The following is a 19465-nucleotide window of genomic DNA, read 5'->3' on the forward strand; positions in this document are numbered from 1 at the left end:
GCCCTTTTCTCCAGTTCCCACGCAAGAAATCATGCGCCTAAGCTGTTGATCTTTCATGGTGGCAAAACTACGCTGGCACTGTTTCTTCTTCCAAAATAGTTTTTAGCGTCGCCCTATCATGCCAAAACCCTTACGCCAGATATGACATTTGCCGATCTGCTGGTCATGCTGGCGTACCTTACAGCCCTGCCCCTTCTGGCGCTGGGGCTTGCTGGCCGCCAAACCTCCGCCACAGCATACCTTGAAGGGCATGGTGATCTGCCGTGGTGGGCACTCTGCCTTTCCCTTGTAGCAACAGAAACCTCTACCCTTACGCTTATCAGCGTGCCCGGCATTGCCTATGGCAGCGGCATGGTTTTTGTGGGGTTGGCCCTTGGGTATCTGATAGGCCGCGCCATTGTGGCCTGGAAGTTTCTGCCCCTTTATCAATCAGGCAAAATGCTCAGCGCGTATGATTGGCTGGGCCAGCGCTTTGGCGCTTCCATGCAGCGTATGGCGTCCTCTACATTTTTAATCACACGCTTGCTGGCGGAAGCTGTGCGTCTGTTTGCAGGCATGTTGCCTCTGGCGGCTATGTTGGATGCCGCACATATGGGCCTGCCCCATGCTGCATTGCTGGGCGGTATTATGCTGGTTACGCTGTTTTATACGCTGTGCGGTGGCCTGCGCGCTGTTGTGTGGTCAGACAGTATTCAGTTCGGGCTGTATCTGTTTGGCTCTGCCGCCTGCCTTGCCCTGCTGTGGCAGGTAGCCCCTCCGGGTGTGCTGCATACGCTATATGCTGCGGGGCGGTTTGATTTGTTTGTGAACCATACGCCACCTTTCACCAGTTCCTTTACGCCACTGGCGGCTCTTTTGGGCGGCACGGTGCTTTCTGTAGCCTCGCACGGAACAGATCAGCTTATGGTACAGCGCGTATTGGCGGCCCGCTGCCTGCGTGATGCACGGCTGGCCCTTATGGGCAGCGCTGTGGGAGTGGGCCTTTTGTTTGCGCTGCTTTCTGGCGTGGGCGTGCTGCTATGGGTGCATCATGGTGGGGCCACCTTGCATCAGGCTGGATTTGCCACGCCAGATGCCATTTTTCCCGCCTATATCGCGCAGGAACTGCCCTCCGGCTTACGGGGGCTGATGCTGGCAGGTGTGCTGGCAGCCACTATGGGGTCTCTCTCCGCCACGCTTTCCGCCATGACAGCCGCCACAATGGGAGATTTTGCAGCCCCCTGCGCATGGGCGGCCCGCAAACTTGGCCTTTCCGGCCTTGGGTTTGCACGGGTTGTTACCTTGTTCTGGGCTGTGGCATTGGTGGTGTGCGCGGGCATGTTTGCACAGGGCAGCCAGTCTGCCGTGCTGGTTGGGCTTTCTATTGCCGCATGTGGGTATGGCCCCATGCTGGCCAGCTTTATAGCTGGCATGGCATGGCCGGGCCTAAAGGCGCGCATATTGGCCCCCGCCTTTGGCCTGAGCGTACCGCTTATGGTGCTGGCCATGATGTATCTGCACCCCCACGGCAAACCGCTGGCTTTTGTCTGGCTGATTGTGCTGGGCATGATCACACTGTTTGGGCTGGTCGGCCTGCGCTATGTGATACAAAAGAAAATACGCCATTAGTTTTATACAAAGGGTTCCACTTATGCTCCAGCCTGCCTCTGTTCCGCTTGCCCATACAGAAACGCTGGATGCCCGCTACACAGATCTGGACATATGGCCCACAGGCACGGTGCTGGAAGCCCTGCTGGAAAGCCAGCTTGGGGCCGTTGCCGCTGTAAAATCCGCCCTGCCGCAACTAGAAGCCGCCATTACAGCCGCCGTACCGCGGTTAGAGGCCGGAGGCCGCCTGTTTTACGTGGGCGCAGGCACATCGGGCCGCATTGGGTTGCAAGATGGGGTAGAGCTTATTCCCACCTATGGTTGGCCTGCTGAGCGGCTGGTGCTCATGCTGGCAGGCGGTGATGCCGCGCTATTTAACCCCGTTGAAGGGGCAGAAGATGATGAAGCCGAAGCCCGCCGCGCCATAAATGCCCATGCCCCCACCGCGCAGGATGTTGTTATTGGCGTGGCGGCCAGCGGTGGCACGCCTTATACCTGCGCTGCGCTGGAAACTGCCAAGGGTGCAGGCAGCCTGTGCATTGGTATGTCATGCAGCCCAAACACACGCCTTTTGAATACTGAATACCCGGTGCTGATCCAAACCGGGCCAGAAGTGGTGGCAGGCTCCACCCGTATGAAGGCCGGTACGGCGCAAAAAGTAACCCTTAATCTGCTGTCCACCACGTTAATGATCCGCTTGGGCCATACATGGCGCGGGCAGATGGTAGATATGCGCATTGTTAACGCCAAGCTGGTGCGGCGCGCACACCGCATGTTGCGCCATCTTACGGGCTGCACACAAGCGCAGGCAGAAGATGCCCTGCAACACGCCAACGGCAGTATCAAGCTGGCTGTACTACTGCGCCACGGGTTGGATGTTCCGCAGGCCCGGCAGCTTTTAACGTTGTGTGGCGGACATTTGCGCAAGGCTCTGGCGCGTATTGCGGCAAAAACCCCCGCAGAGGCCTCAGCCTAATGGTCGCCCACCCCACCATTCTGGCGCTGGATGGCGGCGGCACCCATACGCGTGTGGTGGTAATAGCACCAGATGCCACCGTACTGGCGCAGGCTACTGGCCCCGGTTGCAACCCATTTGATAGGCCAGAATGGGCCGAAAACCTGCGCCACCTTCTGGCACAAATGCCACGCACCACTTTGCAATCTGCCGTGCTGGGCATGGCAGGGTATGATGCCGCACGCCCTTCCTCCGCCCAGCAGGAACAGGTGGCCCGCGCAGCCCTTGGCCCCAATGTGCGGCTGTGGTTAGAAAATGATGTGGAAACCGCACACCGCGCCGCCTTTGCGGGCCAAGCGGGGGTGTTTGTGTTGGCGGGTACCGGGTCTGTCGCCATGGCGGTGGGGGCAAACGGGCAAACAGCACGCGCTGGTGGCTGGGGCTGGCTTTTGGGGGATGAAGGCGGCGGTTACTGGATAGGCCGCAAAGCGCTAGGCTATGCCACGCGGTATCTGGATGATCCTTCCGTGCCTTTTGCCGCTTTTGCGCAAGCGTTGCTCCTTAGCCTGAACCTGCCCTCCACAGGCCCCACCGCACCAGACGCCCTGCGAGAATGGCTGCGCACCCGCACGCACCCGCGTTCCGCCGTGGGCGATGTAGCCGCAACCGTACACACATTAGCTCAGAATAAAGAAACATACGCCATAGCCCTACTGCGTGCCGCTGGCGGACATCTGGCAGAACTGGCCCACGCAACGGCCAAACAGGTAAGCAACCTGCCGCCTTCTCCTCTGCCTTTGGCGTGGAGCTACGGCGGCAGCGTGATGCACAACCCCGTTGTGCTGCAAACCGTCACATCCCTGTTGGGCACAAAACCGCACCCCGCTACACTGCCGCCTATTGGTGGTGCGGTATTAAAAGCAGCAGAACTGGCCGGATGGCATAGTGATGCCACATGGATCTGCCAACTTGCCCGCAATCTCACACACGGAAAGGCGATTGCATGATAAAGGGGTTTTCCATCCGCACTGGCTTACGTGTTCTGGCCGCCGGGTGCGCCGTAGGTGTGCTGGCAGGTTTTGGTGCAAACCTTGCCCCTGCCAGAGCAGATACCGCGCAGCCCGCAGTGTTTAACGCACCGCAGCCGCCAGTTATCATGCCCGCACCCAGTACGCTGCAAACGGATGGATCTGCTTTTGCCTTGCCTGCCCAATGGCAGGTTATCTGGCAAAGCCCCCCTACCCCGCTTTTAACCCGCGCCATGCAACGCTTTGCAAACCGCATGAGCGTAGTGGCCGGGCAAGAGGTTTATGTAGAAAATGCAAAAAAGGGAAAAGACCAAAACACTTTTCCCATCCACATTCAGTATGCGCGTGAGGCCAGTTTTCCCGCCCCCACCATGCGGGAGGATTATACGCTGGATGTGGGGCCAGATGGCATAGCCCTAACGGCGCAAGGCCCTGCCGGTGTGCTGCATGGTTTGGCCAGCATTGTGCAGCTTGTACGGCGTGAGGCCACAGGCCCGGTTATGGCGCAGGCGCATATTCAGGATAGCCCACGCTTTGCATGGCGCGGGCTGATGCTGGATGTAAGCCGCCACTTTATGTCCATCCCCACTATTGAGCGGCAGCTTGATGCCATGGAAATGGTAAAACTGAATGTACTGCACCTGCATCTTTCAGATGGTGCGGCATTTCGGGTAGAAAGCAGGCGTTACCCGCGCCTGCAAAAAATCAGCAGCCACGGGCAATATTACACGCAGGCCGAAATCCGTAATCTGGTGCAATATGCAGCAGAAAGAGGCATTCGCATTGTGCCGGAATTTGATACGCCGGGCCACAGCTTTGCCATGCTGCTGGCCTACCCACAATACGCCTCTGTCCTACCCATGAACACAACAGACCGTGCCGAGATCAACCGCGCGGCGCTAGACCCCACAAACCCCGCCACCTACAGTTTTGTGCGTGAGCTGTATGCTGAAATGTCCGCCCTGTTTCCAGATCCCGTATTCCATATTGGTGGGGATGAGGTGGTAGCCAAACAATGGACACTGACACCCCGCATTGTGCGCTACATGCAGGCGCATCATTTTGCCACACCGGCTGATTTGCAAGCCAGTTTTACAAACCGCGTGGCGCAAATACTCAAAGCCGATGGCAAAATCGTTATGGGGTGGGATGAGGTTCTGGCGGCCAATGTGCCGCCCCACACCATTATAGAAAGCTGGCGCGGCCCAGCCAACACAGCAAAAGCCGCAGAGGCAGGCCTGCCCGTGGTGGTGTCTGGCCCATATTATCTGGATAGGCTGCTGCCTGCCTCCGCCTATTATGAGACAGACCCGCTAGACACCCGCAAGGATGCCGCAGAGGCACAGGCCGCAGCCCAAACAACTGGCCCCGGCGGCACCATTGCCACCCCCACAGACACCAAACCCGATGCCCCCGTACCCCCGCTAACAAAGCAGCAAAAAACCCTGATACTGGGGGCCGAAGGCGCATTGTGGACAGAAGTGGTGGATGAAGACATGCTGGATGCCCGCCTATGGCCCCGCATGGCCGCCGTGGCGGAGCGGTTTTGGTCTACCCCACAAAACTGCGTGCCTCAAACCCTGTATGGCAGGCTGGCGATGACTCAGGATAAACTGGACCTTATGGGCCTGAAAAGCCGCGAAGATGCCGATGCCCTGCTAGATCGCCTTGCCGCGGGTGAAACACAAGCCCCGCGTGTGCTGCTAAGTGCTGTTTCCCCCGTACGCAATTACGCCCATAACCACGAATTTTTACAAATCCGCCATAAGCAAACGGCCACGGAACAGGATTTAAATACCCCATCAGACATTGCCAGCCCAGATAGCTTTGAGGCTGAAAGGTTTAATGCCGAGGCTGCTGCCTTTGTAAACGGCAAGGTGGAACTCAAGCCAGAGCTGGAACGGCAACTCACCATCTGGGCGGATAATGATGCCGCGTTTCATCAGGTTGCAGCCCGCCATGCTGCGCTTACACCCGCACTGGCGGCATCTACCCGGTTGGCCGCCCTTGCCCGTGCCGGGCTGGCGGCACTGGGTACAGAGCGCACACCCGGATGGCGTGAACAGGCGCGGGAAACATTGGATGCAGCGCGCAAGGACATTGCAGCTTCATCCTCCATCCATGTTGTCACCAATACGCCCCAACCTGCGGGAGATTTAATCCAGCGTATTGTACCGGGTGTGGAAGCCTTGGTAACGCGCGAAGGTGGATTAACCCTGCCCTAAGAACGCATTTTTACAAACGCGCTACCGCAGCATATGTCTGTATGGCTGCACGGGCACGTGTAAAAAACTACTCTGCTTACTCTGGCTGTGCCGTGCATAAATCCCACGGCACAACGGCGTTTTCTACCCGCCGCGTGGTAACACCGTAAGTTTGGCGCACCATCTCATCTGTCAGGCTGGTAGGGGGAATGGTATGCCGAATACGGCCCTGCTGCATGAGCACCAAGGTTTTGCAAAAACGTGTGGCCAGCAACAAATCATGCAACACCACCACAACGCACGTGCCCCGTGCCGCCAGTTTGCAAAACACCTGCATAACCGCCAAGGCATGGGCAGGGTCTAGCGCGGCTACGGGTTCATCCGCCAGCAAAATGGGGGCCTGCACCGCTAAAGCACGCGCCAGCATGAGCCGTGCACGCTCTCCACCAGAAAGTTGGCTGGCTGGACGATCCGCCAACCCCATTAACCCCACTTCCGCCAAAGCCTGCGCCACTGCCGGACGATGCAAGGCCTGTGTGGGAGATTCCCCATAAGGCAAGCGCCCCAGTGATGCCACCTCCCGCACTGGCATGGGCGGAAATGGCGGCACATCCTGCGGCATATACGCCATAAGCCGCGCACGCTGGGCCAATGTAAGCTGTTGCAAAGGCGCGCCATCACACACCACATGCCCCTGCGTGGCGGGTAACAAACCCGCCATAATACGCAACAGCGTGCTTTTGCCAGCACCATTAGGGCCTATTAATGCTGTTACGCTTCCCGCCTCAAATTGCACAGTGGCAGCTTGGAGAAGCTGCGCGCCCTCTATGCTGAACCCAACATTCTGCACATTTAACATGACAGCATGTTCCGTTTTCTAAACAAGATAACACGGTGGAAAAACACAGGCGCCCCCACCAAGGCCGTTACCACACCCAACTGCAATTCTGTGCGCCCGGCCATAAGCCGCACTGCCAGATCTGCCGCCAGCAAAAGCGCAGCCCCGCCCAAAAATGCTGGCACCATAAGCCGAGATGGCCGATGCCCCGCCAAAGGCCGCAACAAATGCGGCACCACCAGCCCCACAAACCCGATAGCGCCAGAAACCGCAACGCAAGAGCCCACAGCCAATGCAGTGCCCACAACCACGCGCATTTGCACGCCCCCAACACCACCAAGCCGAAAACCAAGGCTTTTGGCCACGTCCTCCCCCATTGTTAGGGCATCCAAGGCGCGGCCACAGCCCATAAGCAGGGCACACCCCACCACCACGCCGGGCAAGGCCAGCAGCACATCATTAAGGGTGCGATCTGTTAAAGACCCCATAAGCCAGTGCATGATTTCAAACGTGGCATAGGGGCTGGGCACCAGGTTCAGCACCAGTGCGGTAAGGGCTGCGGTAAAACTGCTCACTGCCGCACCAGCCAACAACAGCACCAATGCGCCACCACGCCCCACCAGCGCCACAAGCAACGTGGCCGTAACCAATGCACCGGCCAAACCACCCAAAGGCAGCAAAGCCGAGGCTATTTGAAAAAGTCCTGTATAGAACACACAAACAGCCCCAAGGGCTGCCCCACCAGAAACACCTAAAAGCCCCGGGTCAGCCAGCGGGTTGCGCAAATAGCCTTGCAGCACCGCACCACTTAGCCCCAACGTGCCGCCAACCATAAGGGCCAGCAACATACGCGGCAGGCGCAACTGCCCCATAATAACCGCACCTATGGAATGCGCACCGGCCCACCAATCTGCCAAGGCTGCTGGCACGTTAATGCTGCTTTCCCCCCACCACAAAGAGGCCACAGCCATAACGGCCACCAGCACCACCAACAGCGTGTTCAGCACAACGGGGCGCAAGGGCTTCATGGTTGGGTTTCCTTTACCGTAGGCTGCGTAATAGGTGGGTTTTGAAAATTCTTTGTGCCATCAGCCACAATGGTATCCCGCGCGTGACGTAATGAGGCAACGGCATCCAGCGTTTGTGGCAACCCACACAGCCAAAGGCGCGCTGGCACATCCACAACATGTGGCGGCGCAAACATGGCCAGCATAACCGGGTTGGCCAGCATGGCCTGTGCAAGAGAATGGCCGGGGCCGGAGGGATCGCGCACCAGTAAATCTGGGTGATAAGCCAACAGCACTTCCAGCGGTACGCGCCCGCCCAAAGGTGGCGTGCCTGCCGTGGTGGCAAAGTTACGCAAACCGGCATGAGCCAGCACATCATCGGGCAAACTATGGGCGTGCACCACAAAGCCATTGGCCTCATACACCACGGCTATGGGGTCTGATAGTTGGCGGGTGGTAGCAAGTTCCGCCAACCGGGCTTGAAATGCCGCTACAAGCTGCCGCCCGCGTTCGGGGTGCCCCACCGCATTGGCAACTTGCATGATCTGGTCTGGAATATCCGCCAAGGAAGATGCGGGCGGAAGCGTAAGCACTTTGGCCCCTACCTCCTTTGCAGCCCGCACAGCCAAGCGGGCTGTAAAGCGGCCTGCCAGCACCACATCTGGTTTGGCGGCCAACACTGTTTCCGCCGTGGATTGCAACACCGGCACGTCCTGCGCCTGCTGGCACAACACAGATTCCGTGCAATCCCGCGCCAAAGTGGAAAGGCCTATAATATCCTTGTGGTCTGCCAACATAAGGGCAAGCTGATCTGTGCACAGGTTAAGCGATGCCACACGCTCTGCCCGTTCCGCCCCCGGCGCAGGCACCGCAAGGGCTGCACCCAGTACACACATACCCACCCGGCGGAGGATTACGGAAAACTGCATCAGTAATTCAGCGTAAAGCCGCCATAGCCTGCGCGGCCGGGCTGAAGGTAGCCTATGGGGCTTTCATACTGGCGGTTCAGCAAGTTATCTGCCCGCGCAAACACTGTTACATAGCGGTTGATTTTATAACTGGCCGCCAGATCTATGGTGAAATATCCGTGGTCTTTACCGCATGTGCTGCAATACTGGTACGTATCGGAAATAACAGGCACATCACGCGCGCCGCTGACATACAGAATATTGCCCGAAAGCGAGAGCCCATCCACCGGCTGCCATGTGGTATTGAAGTTGAACTTGTGCTGCGGGCGGCGTTGGAGTTCTTGCCCGGTAGAGGCATCTCGCGCGTGGGTCCATGTATAGTTCAGGTTGAAATCCAGCGTATCCAGCGCTTTCCAGTCCAGATACGCTTCCACGCCATACATGCGGGCACGGGCGACGTTATTGTAGGAGTAGGTGGAGTAATAATTTTCGTAAGAACTTACGGACTGGATAAGGTTGCGCACGTGGTTTTCATACCATGTGGCCCCAAAATGCAATTTGTCATGCGCCAAGGTTTGTTCTACGCCCACATCATACCCTATCAGGCGCTCGGCCCGCAGGTTGGGGTTCCCCTTTTCTGCATAGCTGGTGGAAATCTGGTTGGCAAAAAGCTGATACAATGAAGGGCCATGAAAACCACTGCCTGCACTGGCCTTGATAACCGTGCCGCTGTGCGGAATATGAATGGCCGGAGCCACGCGCCACGTCACATAATTGCCGTAGCGGGAATTGGCGTCATACCGGATATTGGCCGCACCATATAAAATCTTGTTCCAATTACCCTGATACTGCCCATACCCTGCCGTGGTATCCATGCCCGCACTGGTGCTGAACGGCGTGGAAGATGGCGCGCTATTTCCTTGGCTGGAATTAAACGTATCATGAAAATGCTCTGCCCCCACAAGCAGAGATCCGTATTTATCCAGATTGACGGTGCCGTGCCAGTCTATCTTGATACGGCTGGTGCGGTAATATGTGGGATCATACTGCAAGGCATCGCCTTCCAGCGTGGTGCCGGTTTCTGTCCAGCTTCTGCGGCCTGTCATATACCCCAGACCAATGACCTGATCGAACCTGCCACCAAATGAGGACAAATGCGCAGTGCCCCGCACAATGGCCTGATTTTGCGTGGTATGTTCACGCTCGCTGCTGACATCACCGTAATATCCCAAGCGGCTGTAATATTCATCTTCCATATTATAGCTGCTGTAGGTGTGCAGATTGCTCTGGATCAGCCGGGCCGTTAGCCCCAGATCAAAATTATGCGTCACATCATAGCCAAGGCGAATATTGGCGGAGCGGTTATCGTTTCTATCCCCCCGGTGGCGCTGCTCCTTATCTGCGCCAAAATAGCGCCCGATATAACGCGGGATTTCATGAAAGCCATCCTGCCGGTAATGAGAAAGCTCCACATTGTAATGGAACTTTCCCTTACTGCCGCGCGCGCCCATAACCTGATTAAACGTGCCGTAAGATCCACCTTCCACCCGCACAAAAGGGGTGAACCTACCCTGCCCTTGCGCGGTGGTTATATCAATCACCCCGGCCATGGCATCCGCCCCGTACAGGCCACTTTGCGGCCCGCGCAAAATTTCTATGCGGCCCATGCCATCGGTTACAAACTGCGCGGCATCAAACGCACCAGAAGTGGAGCTGCCATCGTTAATATCCATGCCATCCAGCCGCACTTTTACCTCGTTGGCATTGTTGCCACGCATAAAAATAGAGGTAGTGCCCCCAAAACCGCCCGAACGCACCACATTCAGCCCCGGTTGGCGGGCCAGAATATCTGTTAACGTGCGGCGCTGCTGGGTGAGTATCTGCTTTTCTGTCACGATCGTCATGGCCGTGCCAATTTCATCCGCCCGCATGGGCCGCCGTGCGGCACTAACCGTAATGTAATCCGGGTAAGCCTGCGCACTGCGCGCTTGCACAGCTTGCATGCCCTCCACCCCGGCCAAAACAGGCGCATTTTGTGGCGCCGGAACAGTGGTAGCTGGTGTTGCTGCCGCCTTGGTGGCAACAGTATTTTTGCTCGTTGATGTGACGGAGGTTGGGGCATCTGCCGCCCAAACGGCAGTGGTTTCTACCAGCAGCAAAGATGAGCCGGTAAGCAAAAGGGTTTTAAGGCGCATGGCTTTAGGCAATCTCGCGGTTTAACAGCGTTGCCACGAGACCTGGCCCGGCTTTTTCCACCACAGGGGCGCAAACCACCCCATAGGCTAACCGCTAGCCCAGCCTGCCAGCACACCCCGGCTGACATGCCCCGTCTGCAACTGTGTGCTGATGGCAGGTCTCCTGGCTTGCGGTTTTTTCGGTTGTGGCACCCCTTCCCGGAAAGGTTTGTTCCAGTGGGCCAGCGCGTAAGGCGCTGTGCGTGCACATCCATGCCGCTTACAGTTGCGGGGACAGCCCGGGAATATCGCAAAACCATTGCAGGCAACGGCGCGGGCACCCGGTTCCCTTTTCATTCCCCTAAGGGGAAACCATCATGCGGTGTGGTTTACAGGCTGGGGGTGGCTTGTCAACAAAAGCACGCCACGTTTGGCAGGCGGGCTTTAGGCCTCCCGCGGGAGGCGCTGAGACTGCGAGCGGATCACCTGCTCCTCATAATCCAGTTCCTGCTGGAGCTTCCATTCTGTTTGGTCATTGATCTCTCTGCGCGATGTCATATCTCGCATGGCCTGCCGTTCTGCCCGCAGCAATTGCAGGCGCAGGGCCAGATCCATACGTGCATGGCGCAATGCCCGGTTACGATCCAGCGGCGTAATGCGCGGCGTTTCATCCTCCTCTTCCAACCGGCTGTGATACAGTTGATAGAGGCGGTCTATCACCTCCTGCCGCAGGGCTTCATCTGCGGCACTTTGCCCCTCCGGCTTAGCCAGTGCTGTGCCCTTTGGGTTGGGCGCAGGCGGCTGCGTGCGCGCTTTTGTAAGCACTGCAAGGGCTGCGCGTATCAGTTTTTGGCGGGCCATGTTTTCTTCCTGCGCATTTTTATCCACCGTTTCGTGCGGCAAAAAACGCAGGCACAGAGGAATGAACACACTGGCCGCCAGCAGGGAAAGCACAATTACACCTGTAGCCGCCACCACCACGGCATCGCGCATGGGAAAGGCATCTGTGCCATCCGCTCCTTCTGGCAGAGAAAGCACAGCCGCCAGCGTAACGGCCCCGCGCACCCCGGCAAATGTCAGCAACAAGCTGCCTGCAAAACCCGTGGGTTCAAACGGCAGGCTGCCAATACGCGCCACCACCCAACGGCCAAAAACGGATGTCCATACGCCTGCAAACCGCATGGCCAGCATAATGGCGTATATTTGCACCACAAACAGGCTAACTTGCCACAAAGCCACATCGTATTTATGGCCCAACGCCACGCCATGTTGCAGCAATTCTGGCAACTGCAAGCCCAGAAACAAAAAGATAAGCGCGTTAAAAACGTAGCTGACAATGTTCCATACGGTTGTGGCCTGTAAGCGGGTAAAGGTGGCGGTATCCTCTATCATACCGGAAAGTTTAAGCACCATGCAGCCTGCCACGGCGGCCAGAATGCCCGAACATTCCACCGCTTCCGCCGCTGCGTACATTAAAAATGGCAAGAGCAGCACAAAGATGATTTGGGATTGCGAATCATCATACCCACGACGCACCAGCACGCGGTTAAGCTTAACAGTCAGCCATGCCACCGCAGCGCCCACCAGCAAGCCGCCCAGCGCCACCATTAAAAACGTGCCAAAAGCCTGCCTGTAAGAGAACTCCCCCGTAAGGGCATCGGCCATGGCAAAGCGAAAGCACACAAGGCCGGAGGCATCGTTAAACAGGGCCTCACCAGATAAAATCTGCAACAACCGATTGGGAACTTTGCGCCCTTCAATAAGGCTGGAAACAGCTACCGTATCTGTGGGGGAAAGCGCTGCCGCCAGCGTAAAACAGATGGGCAAGCCCAGTTCTGGCACAATCCAATGAATAGCATAGCCACATACCAGCGTGCTGATAACCACAAGCCCAAAGGCCAAAAACAGAATGGGGCCGCGCAGTTCTGAAAACTCACGCAATGGCATGCGGAATGAATCTGCAAACAGCAAAGGCGGCAGAAATACAAACATGAACATATCTGGCTGCAAGCTGACATGCATGCCCGCCAACGCCGCAAACACACCCAGAATGATAAGAATAACCGGCTGCGGAACCTTCTGTTTAAACAGGGCAACAAGCAGGCTGCTAACTGCCGCCAGCAAAAGCAGCAACAGAATGTTTTCTATGGTTAACATGGCTTGCGCTCTTTGGGCGTGTTTAGGCGTTTATGCAACGGGCATTATGCACATACACGCCACCTTTACGGAGCGGCGGAAACAGGGCGTAAAACCTGCTGGCGCACCAGTTCCTCCAGCCATGCGGCAAACACCTGCACCCGCATGGAAAGATGCCGCCGGTGTGGGTAAAGCAACGCCATAGGCAAAGGGGCCGCACACCATTTGGGCAGCACTTTTACCAACTGGCCGGTATGCAGGTAAGAGCGCACATCGTACGCGGGTATCTGAATCATCCCCAACCCAGCCAGCGCACAGGCTATAAGGGCTTCTGCACTGTTTACTGTTACACGGCCCGGCATATCCAGCGTGTGGGTTTGGCCGTTTTCTTCCCACTCCCATTGTTCCACGCGGCCATTCTGGGGGGAGGCATAATTTACGGCCTCGTGCCCATGCAGCAGGTCTGCCGGGCATTGGGGTGCGCCGTGCTGATGCAGATATGCCGGGCTGGCCACGTTTATCAGCTTTAACTCCCCCATACGGCGGGCAATCAGCCCGGAATCCTGCAAAGGGCCCACGCGCAGCACACAATCCAACCCATCTTCCACCAGATTAACGGCCTTGTCCGTTACCCCCAGTTCCACCGAAAGGCCGGGATATGTTGCCAGAAAATCGGGCAATGCCGGAGCCACTATCAGCCGCCCAATGCGGCCGGGCATGTTAACGCGCAATACGCCTTGCACGGCACTTTCGCTCTGGCGGAACAGATTTTCTGCTTCCTCCACATCCGCCACAAGGCGCAGGCAGTGTTCGTAAAACGCGGCGCCATCTGGCGTGGGGGCAACGGAGCGGGTTGTGCGCGTTAACAGACGTGCACCCACACGGCTTTCAAGCTGTTGCACTGCGGCAGACACACTAGAGCGCGGCATGCCCAAGGTTTCTGCCGCGTGGGTAAAACTGGCAGCCTCCACCACACGGGCAAAAATACGAAAAAGATCTATTCTATCCATACACGTTAGCCTTGTGGTGGCTGCCTTATTGTTCGGTAAATCTGGCAAGTGTTGTCAGAACATACAGCTTTATCCGGCTATTGTAGCTGATACGGTGAAAATAGAAAAACGGGGGCCACCATCCATCGCCCCCTCGATCATGCAAGGGAGCAGCCAACATGGTAGATCACAGCATTAAAGGCAAAACTGTTCTAATAGCCGGTGGGGCCAAAAATCTGGGCGGGCTGATTGCGCGGGATCTGGCGGAACACGGCGCAAAAGCCATTGCCATCCATTACCACAGTGCAGCCAGCAAGGCAGAAGCAGATGCCACGGTGGCTGCGGTAAAAGCCGCAGGCGCACAGGCCGCGGCTTTTCAGGCAGACCTTACGCAACCAGGTGCTGTTGCCAAACTGTTTGCAGATGCCAAAGCCGCTTTTGGCGCGCCAGATATTGCCATTAACACCGTGGGCAAGGTGCTAAAAAAGCCGATTGCAGATACCACGGATGAAGAATTTGATTCCATGTTCGCCATCAACACCAAGGTGGCGTATCAGTTTATCCGTGAAGCTGGGAACCATCTGGCAGATAACGGCAAGCTGCTCACACTCGTCACATCTCTGCTGGGGGCTTACACGCCGTTTTATTCCACCTATGCGGGTTCCAAGGCTGCGGTAGAACACTTTACCCGTGCGGCCTCCAAGGAATATGGCGTGCGTGGCATTTCTGTTAACGCCATTGGCCCCGGCCCCATGGATACGCCGTTCTTTTACGGGCAGGAAAGTGCAGATGCCGTGGCTTACCACAAAACGGCAGCAGCGCTTTCTCCCTTCAGCAAAACGGGCCTGACAGATATTGAAGATATTGCCCCGTATGTGCGCTTTATTGTTTCTGAAGGCTGGTGGATGACGGGCCAGACCATTCTGGTAAACGGCGGTTACACCACAAAATAACATCTGCCTTGTGCCCGTAGGCACAATGGTATGCGCAAGGAGGCCACGTGTTGCATGTGGCCTCTTTTTTTGTGCCTTGCTCTGTGCGCAAAGCTGTTGCGCGCGTGCAACAGCCCACAGAAAGCTGCACGCACACGGCTCATTTCTATTGTAATGTTATACTATTACATAATACATGCTGCGCCCTCCGCCACACTCAACCAAGGCAGCACACAGCATGATGGTTCGATCAGCCGCTCTTCTTCTCTGCTCCACTGTTTTAACTGCTCTGGGCAGCAGCATGGCCCTGGCTGAAACCACAACGTCTACAACAGAAACAAAGCAGCAGAAGCCCTCTGAAACAAAACCGCAAAGCGTAAAAGTAATTGCGCATGACAAGAACGATGCCGAACAGGTAATTGTTACCGCGCATCTGGACCGCATGCGTTCAGAGCTTTCGCCCTCTACCGGGGCCACTGTGCACAAGTTCAGCCGGCAGGCGCTGGAAACCATTCCGGGGGCCGATAACGCACCGCTTAACCAAGTGCTTTTGCAAGCCCCCGGCGTAGCGCAGGACAGTTATGGCCAGATCCATGTGCGTGGAGACCATAACGAGGTGCAATTCCGTTTGGATGGCGTGCAATTACCGGAGGGGCTGAGTGTGTTCGGGCAGGCGTTGATGACGCGCTTTGCCGATAACATGTCCCTCACCACCGGTGCGCTGCCCAGCCAGTTTGGGTTTTTGCAGGCGGCTGTGGTGGATATCAACACCAAGAACGGCACCACCAATTCTGGCGGCAATCTCTCACTTTACGGCGGGGCGCGAGATTACTTTTTCCCTTCCCTGCAATATGGTTTTCACAAAGGAAAGTGGGATTTCTTTGCCACGGCAGATTATGTGCATGACCGCACGGGCATTGAAAACACAACATCATCCTTCAACGCCATTCATGATTTAAGCGAGCAATATCACTTTTTGGGCCACCTGCGTTACACGGCGGATGAAAACACGCGTATCAGCTTTATTGCCGGTGTTTCCAACGCAGAATACCAACTGCCCAACAACCCCGGCCAGCAAACCCAGTTTGCCATGCCTGCCTACTCTGGCAGCAATCTGGCGCAGCAGTTGAACGGCAGCGTGGACAGTGCGTATTTGGATGAGCACCAAAAACAGATTACAGATTTTGCCATTCTGGCATTGCAGAAAGAGATGGGAGACTTCAGCCTGCAAAGCTCTGTGTTCTCCCGCTATAGCAGCCTGCGCTATTCTCCCGACTGGCTGGGGGATCTGGTGTATAACGGCATTGCCCAACAAGCCGCGCGCTCTGTTTTTTCCATGGGCACACAGCATGATGTGACATGGCGTGCTGCCAAAGATCACACCGTGCGCTTTGGCTTTCAGCTTTTTGTAGAACGCAATACCTCTAAATCCCTCTCCCGCGTGTTTGCGCAGGATGGTGAGGATGCAGATGGCAACGCCACTTTTGGCACAACCCCGCTCAGCATTTACGATGGCAGCGGTAAAACTGGTACGGTTTACGGCCTATATGCGCAGGATGAATGGCGCCCACTCAGCAACCTGACCATCAATTACGGCCTGCGCTTTGATGGTGTGAGCGAATACACGGCAGAAAAACAGCTTAGCCCACGTATCAACATTGTGTGGAAGCCATGGAAAGGCGGGGTGATCCATGCCGGATATTCACGCTACTTCACGCCTCCGCCGTTTGAAGTTGTAAGTTCTTCCTCGCTTTACAAATTTGCGGGCACCAGTGCCGCGCCCTCTGTTTACCAGAACAACAAAGTGCGGGCCGAGCGCGACCATTACTTTGATGCCGGTATTGAGCAAACCATTCTGCCGGGCTGGCGTGTCTCGTTCGATGCCTATTACAAGCTGGCTCATAACCTGATTGATGAAGGCCAGTTTGGCGCCCCAATTATCCTAAGTGGCTTTAACTATCGCCGTGGGCAGGTGAATGGGTATGAGGTCAGCACCTCTTACGATCATGGCCCGCTTTCACTCTATGGCAACTTTGCGTGGTCTCGCGCCATTGGTAAGGATATCACCAGCGCACAGTTTAATATGGAACCGGATGATCTGGCCTACATTCAGCACCGCTGGGTCCATCTGGACCACGATCAGCGTTGGACGGCCTCTGCCGGGGCGGCCTATTCCTTCTTCCATAAAACGCGCTTTCCGCTGCGGCTATCTGCCACCATGGTATATGGCAGCGGGCTGCGGGCCGATGGCCTTGTGCCCAACGGGGTGGCCCTTACACCCTACGCCACCGTTAACTTCTCTGCCGTGGAAACCATACACCATACATTCGGCAGCGCATGGCCGGGGGATACGCAGTTCCGCATAGATGTAATCAATCTGGGGGATCACACCTACAAGCTGCGCGATGGCTCCGGCATTGGCGTGGGGGCCCCGCAATATGGGCTGCGCCGCACCATTCTGGGCGGGATTTCCCAAGGTTTTTAACCGTGTTACCGGCTGTGGCGCTGCCCACGCGCCACAGCCCCCACACTGGCGTGGATTGATTTTACCAGCATTTTGCCCCAGAAAACGGCTCCAATACGAGGATATCCAGCCCGTGGAGGAGCCAGACCAATGGATATGACATGGGGCAACTTTCAGGCCATTGTTCAGCTTTCCGCCGGGTTGAATGTTGCCATTTTAAGTTTTGTGGATATCAGCCTGCCCGCCATTCAGGAACGGCGGAAGGTTTTTGCCAAGGCCCGGCAGGAGCTGGAGATCCACCGCAAAAACCCCCACAAGCGCACAGAAGCCGAAAAGGCAGACCACGCCGAAAACGTGGGAGACATTGACCGCCGCCTGTTTGACCTATGGCGTGAGACCGCCGCCTTTGAACTGGTGGAAGATTCCCTTATGCGGCTTACGGGTGCTTCTGGCTTTATTGGTGCTGTGCTGAGCCTGATTTTGCTGTGGTATTCCGCCCTGCATTATGATGAGAAAATCTATCTGACAGGCCAGTTGCTCACTGCGGCCTCGTTCCTCTCATTGGCAGCGGCATTTATTATCAACTGGATTACCGCCACACGGGCCGCAAAATATACCCAGCGCTGCAACACCCTGCGGCAAGAAATGGGCAAACGGCTGTGAACTTTTTTCGTTCTGTGCGTTAAAATACTAAAAAACCCCCGGTGTGCTTCTGCCACCGGGGGTTTTTTATGTGCACAGTGCAGGCTGATACCTAAAAGATGGCTCAGGCCTTGGCTTGCGCCGCAGCAACCTGACCCAAGGCAGCCTTGAGTTTTTCTTCTGCTTCTGGGGAAAGAGAGGTTTGCAGGATACGGGCATGGCCCTTGAACTGGCTGAGATCGGCCAGAACCTTTTCCGGCTGAGACTTACGCACCAGAATAAACAGAGCAGAGGTGTTGGGCGGGATGGTATCGCTTAACTGTTTGATGAAGCCATCATCAATCCCGTAATCAGAAAACTTGCCAGACAGCGCGCCAGCACCGGCCCCTACGGCACTCCCGATCAGGAAGCCAGCCAGCGGGTTCAGGCACAAAAGGCCCACCAGCGCACCCCAGAAACCACCAGAAAGCAGGCCCCAGGAAGCCCCAGCTTTTTCAAGGTTTACGCTCTGGTGCAGGTGTACCTTACCCTGTGCATCCCGCGTAACAACTACGGCATCTTCCAGATCCAGCAGGTATTCCTTCTGCAAGGCGCGGCATTCTGTCAGCACCTTGGTGGCATCATCAACGTGGTCAAAACCCAGAACAATCAGATCAGACATTCAAATCGGCTCCCTGCTTTACATCTTTACGCCATCTGGCCCGCACAGCGGCAAACAGCATGTACGTTAAGTATGTATTCGATCTTGGATATAGGAAGCCCAGCACACACATGCCAGTAGGCAAGATTGCGCAGGTGTAAGAAAAATACAGAAAGAGCATTATAGAGTATTCGTATAAGAAGCCTGAATAACCGTGCGCATCCCTGCCAATACAGGCATAGCATCCATACACTCACATCTATGTGATAATGTGGACTATTATTGTCCGATTAGATCACGAAACTTCACAAATCATGCAGGATTTTTGATAACAAACCAATATTTTCTGCATAACAGACCGGCAACCAAGGCTCTTGCCGCATATCCGGGCCGGTTCGATAGTGAGCCCCATCAAACTTGTTCACAAAGGAGGTTCACCCATGAACACACTGCGCAAAGCGGCCCTTGCTGCCGTATGTGGCCTGGCTTTGGCTGCCGGGGTTGCACCTGCCCATGCTGCCAATGTTGGCGTGGCTTCTGTGCCAGAAGCACCAGTTGGCCCCGGCCCCACGGTAGATAACGCATCTGTCGGCAATATTGCCGGGCTGATGTACTACTGTTACGCCCACAACATTGATGATGATACAACGGTGCGCTCTCTTGGTCGCTCCCTTGCAAAACGCAGCGATGTGAAAAACGATGCCGCATACCCCGCTGGCGGTGCAGGACAACTGATGGTTGGCCCCGGCCAGATGATTGACCTGAACACGGTGGATGACAAAGACATCCGCACCGCAACCTGCGCCCACGCCGCCCAGCGTGGTATCCAGTTGGATGATGGCACCTTTATGCTGCCATTGCAGGACTAATACAGAAAAAGGCGGTTACTCTCGCCCGGCATTGCCGCACCACATGGCTTAAGGCCGCTGGCTGTGGCAGATGCTCTGTTTGTAAAAAACCG

15 protein-coding genes and 1 riboswitch are annotated in these 19465 nt (G+C 56.3%); of the genes, 8 read left to right on the forward strand and 7 right to left on the reverse strand.

Annotation, left to right across the window (positions count from 1 at the left end; all coding sequences use genetic code 11):
• Positions 1 to 141: 141 nt before the first annotated feature.
• Genes FKW19_RS11705 through FKW19_RS11720 form a run of 4 tightly spaced genes read left to right on the forward strand, consistent with a single transcriptional unit; the run spans position 142 to position 5795 of the window.
• On the forward strand, positions 142 to 1608 hold the full coding sequence (locus FKW19_RS11705; RefSeq protein ID WP_089178589.1) for a sodium:solute symporter: 1467 nt from the start codon (positions 142 to 144) through the stop codon (positions 1606 to 1608).
• A 22-nt stretch (positions 1609 to 1630) separates the two neighbouring features.
• Positions 1631 to 2563 carry an N-acetylmuramic acid 6-phosphate etherase gene (locus FKW19_RS11710; protein ID WP_006116986.1) on the forward strand — a complete coding sequence of 311 codons (933 nt, stop codon included), beginning with the start codon at positions 1631 to 1633 and terminating at the stop codon, positions 2561 to 2563.
• The gene (locus FKW19_RS11715; protein WP_089178588.1) at positions 2563 to 3549 is read left to right on the forward strand and encodes an N-acetylglucosamine kinase; all 987 of its coding nucleotides are present in this window, start codon (positions 2563 to 2565) and stop codon (positions 3547 to 3549) included. The genes FKW19_RS11710 and FKW19_RS11715 overlap by 1 nt, the downstream gene beginning before the upstream one ends.
• On the forward strand, positions 3546 to 5795 hold the full coding sequence (locus tag FKW19_RS11720) for a beta-N-acetylhexosaminidase (protein ID WP_089178587.1): 2250 nt from the start codon (positions 3546 to 3548) through the stop codon (positions 5793 to 5795). The genes FKW19_RS11715 and FKW19_RS11720 overlap by 4 nt, the downstream gene beginning before the upstream one ends.
• 76 nt (positions 5796 to 5871) lie before the next feature.
• Here FKW19_RS11720 and FKW19_RS11725 read toward each other — a convergent pair whose 3' ends face one another.
• The 6 genes from FKW19_RS11725 to FKW19_RS11750 all read right to left on the reverse strand — a co-directional run bounded on the left by FKW19_RS11725 (position 5872) and on the right by FKW19_RS11750 (position 13847).
• A complete protein-coding gene (locus tag FKW19_RS11725) occupies positions 5872 to 6633 on the reverse strand; it encodes an ABC transporter ATP-binding protein (protein ID WP_089178586.1) in 762 nt (253 codons plus the stop codon).
• Positions 6627 to 7640 carry an iron ABC transporter permease gene (locus FKW19_RS11730; protein ID WP_089178585.1) on the reverse strand — a complete coding sequence of 338 codons (1014 nt, stop codon included), beginning with the start codon at positions 7638 to 7640 and terminating at the stop codon, positions 6627 to 6629. Before FKW19_RS11730 ends, FKW19_RS11725 begins: the two co-directional genes overlap by 7 nt.
• Positions 7637 to 8548, reverse strand: a complete 912-nt coding sequence (locus tag FKW19_RS11735; protein ID WP_089178584.1) for an ABC transporter substrate-binding protein — start codon at positions 8546 to 8548, stop codon at positions 7637 to 7639. Before FKW19_RS11735 ends, FKW19_RS11730 begins: the two co-directional genes overlap by 4 nt.
• Positions 8548 to 10722 carry a TonB-dependent siderophore receptor gene (locus FKW19_RS11740; RefSeq protein ID WP_089178583.1) on the reverse strand — a complete coding sequence of 725 codons (2175 nt, stop codon included), beginning with the start codon at positions 10720 to 10722 and terminating at the stop codon, positions 8548 to 8550. The genes FKW19_RS11735 and FKW19_RS11740 overlap by 1 nt, the downstream gene beginning before the upstream one ends.
• Positions 10723 to 10857: 135 nt before the next feature.
• A riboswitch (cobalamin riboswitch) is annotated at positions 10858 to 11093 on the reverse strand.
• Between the two features lie 52 nt (positions 11094 to 11145).
• Complete coding sequence (locus FKW19_RS11745) at positions 11146 to 12858, reverse strand: Na+/H+ antiporter (protein ID WP_116100335.1); 1713 nt, start codon at positions 12856 to 12858, stop codon at positions 11146 to 11148.
• Positions 12859 to 12923: 65 nt separating this feature from the next.
• Positions 12924 to 13847, reverse strand: coding sequence for a LysR family transcriptional regulator (locus FKW19_RS11750; protein ID WP_089178581.1), 924 nt, complete (start codon positions 13845 to 13847; stop codon positions 12924 to 12926).
• A 158-nt stretch (positions 13848 to 14005) separates the two neighbouring features.
• Here FKW19_RS11750 and FKW19_RS11755 point away from each other — a divergent pair, with 158 nt between their 5' ends.
• The 3 genes from FKW19_RS11755 (at position 14006) to FKW19_RS11765 (ending at position 17885) form a co-directional block, all read left to right on the forward strand.
• Positions 14006 to 14779 carry an SDR family oxidoreductase gene (locus tag FKW19_RS11755; protein ID WP_089178580.1) on the forward strand — a complete coding sequence of 258 codons (774 nt, stop codon included), beginning with the start codon at positions 14006 to 14008 and terminating at the stop codon, positions 14777 to 14779.
• A gap of 217 nt (positions 14780 to 14996) precedes the next feature.
• Complete coding sequence (locus tag FKW19_RS11760) at positions 14997 to 17243, forward strand: TonB-dependent receptor (RefSeq protein ID WP_089178579.1); 2247 nt, start codon at positions 14997 to 14999, stop codon at positions 17241 to 17243.
• A gap of 129 nt (positions 17244 to 17372) precedes the next feature.
• Entirely contained in the window at positions 17373 to 17885 is a 513-nt protein-coding gene (locus tag FKW19_RS11765) for a hypothetical protein (protein ID WP_035351023.1), read from the forward strand.
• Positions 17886 to 17988: 103 nt separating this feature from the next.
• Here FKW19_RS11765 and FKW19_RS11770 read toward each other — a convergent pair whose 3' ends face one another.
• Positions 17989 to 18525 carry a DUF1269 domain-containing protein gene (locus FKW19_RS11770; RefSeq protein ID WP_063353539.1) on the reverse strand — a complete coding sequence of 179 codons (537 nt, stop codon included), beginning with the start codon at positions 18523 to 18525 and terminating at the stop codon, positions 17989 to 17991.
• A 380-nt stretch (positions 18526 to 18905) separates the two neighbouring features.
• Between FKW19_RS11770 and FKW19_RS11775 the strand changes: the two genes are divergently transcribed.
• Positions 18906 to 19373, forward strand: a complete 468-nt coding sequence (locus FKW19_RS11775) for a hypothetical protein (RefSeq protein ID WP_006116971.1) — start codon at positions 18906 to 18908, stop codon at positions 19371 to 19373.
• Positions 19374 to 19465: the final 92 nt, after the last annotated feature.

The organism is Acetobacter sp. DmW_125128, assembly GCF_008704325.1.
In the GTDB taxonomy this organism is placed as follows: domain Bacteria; phylum Pseudomonadota; class Alphaproteobacteria; order Acetobacterales; family Acetobacteraceae; genus Acetobacter; species Acetobacter oryzifermentans.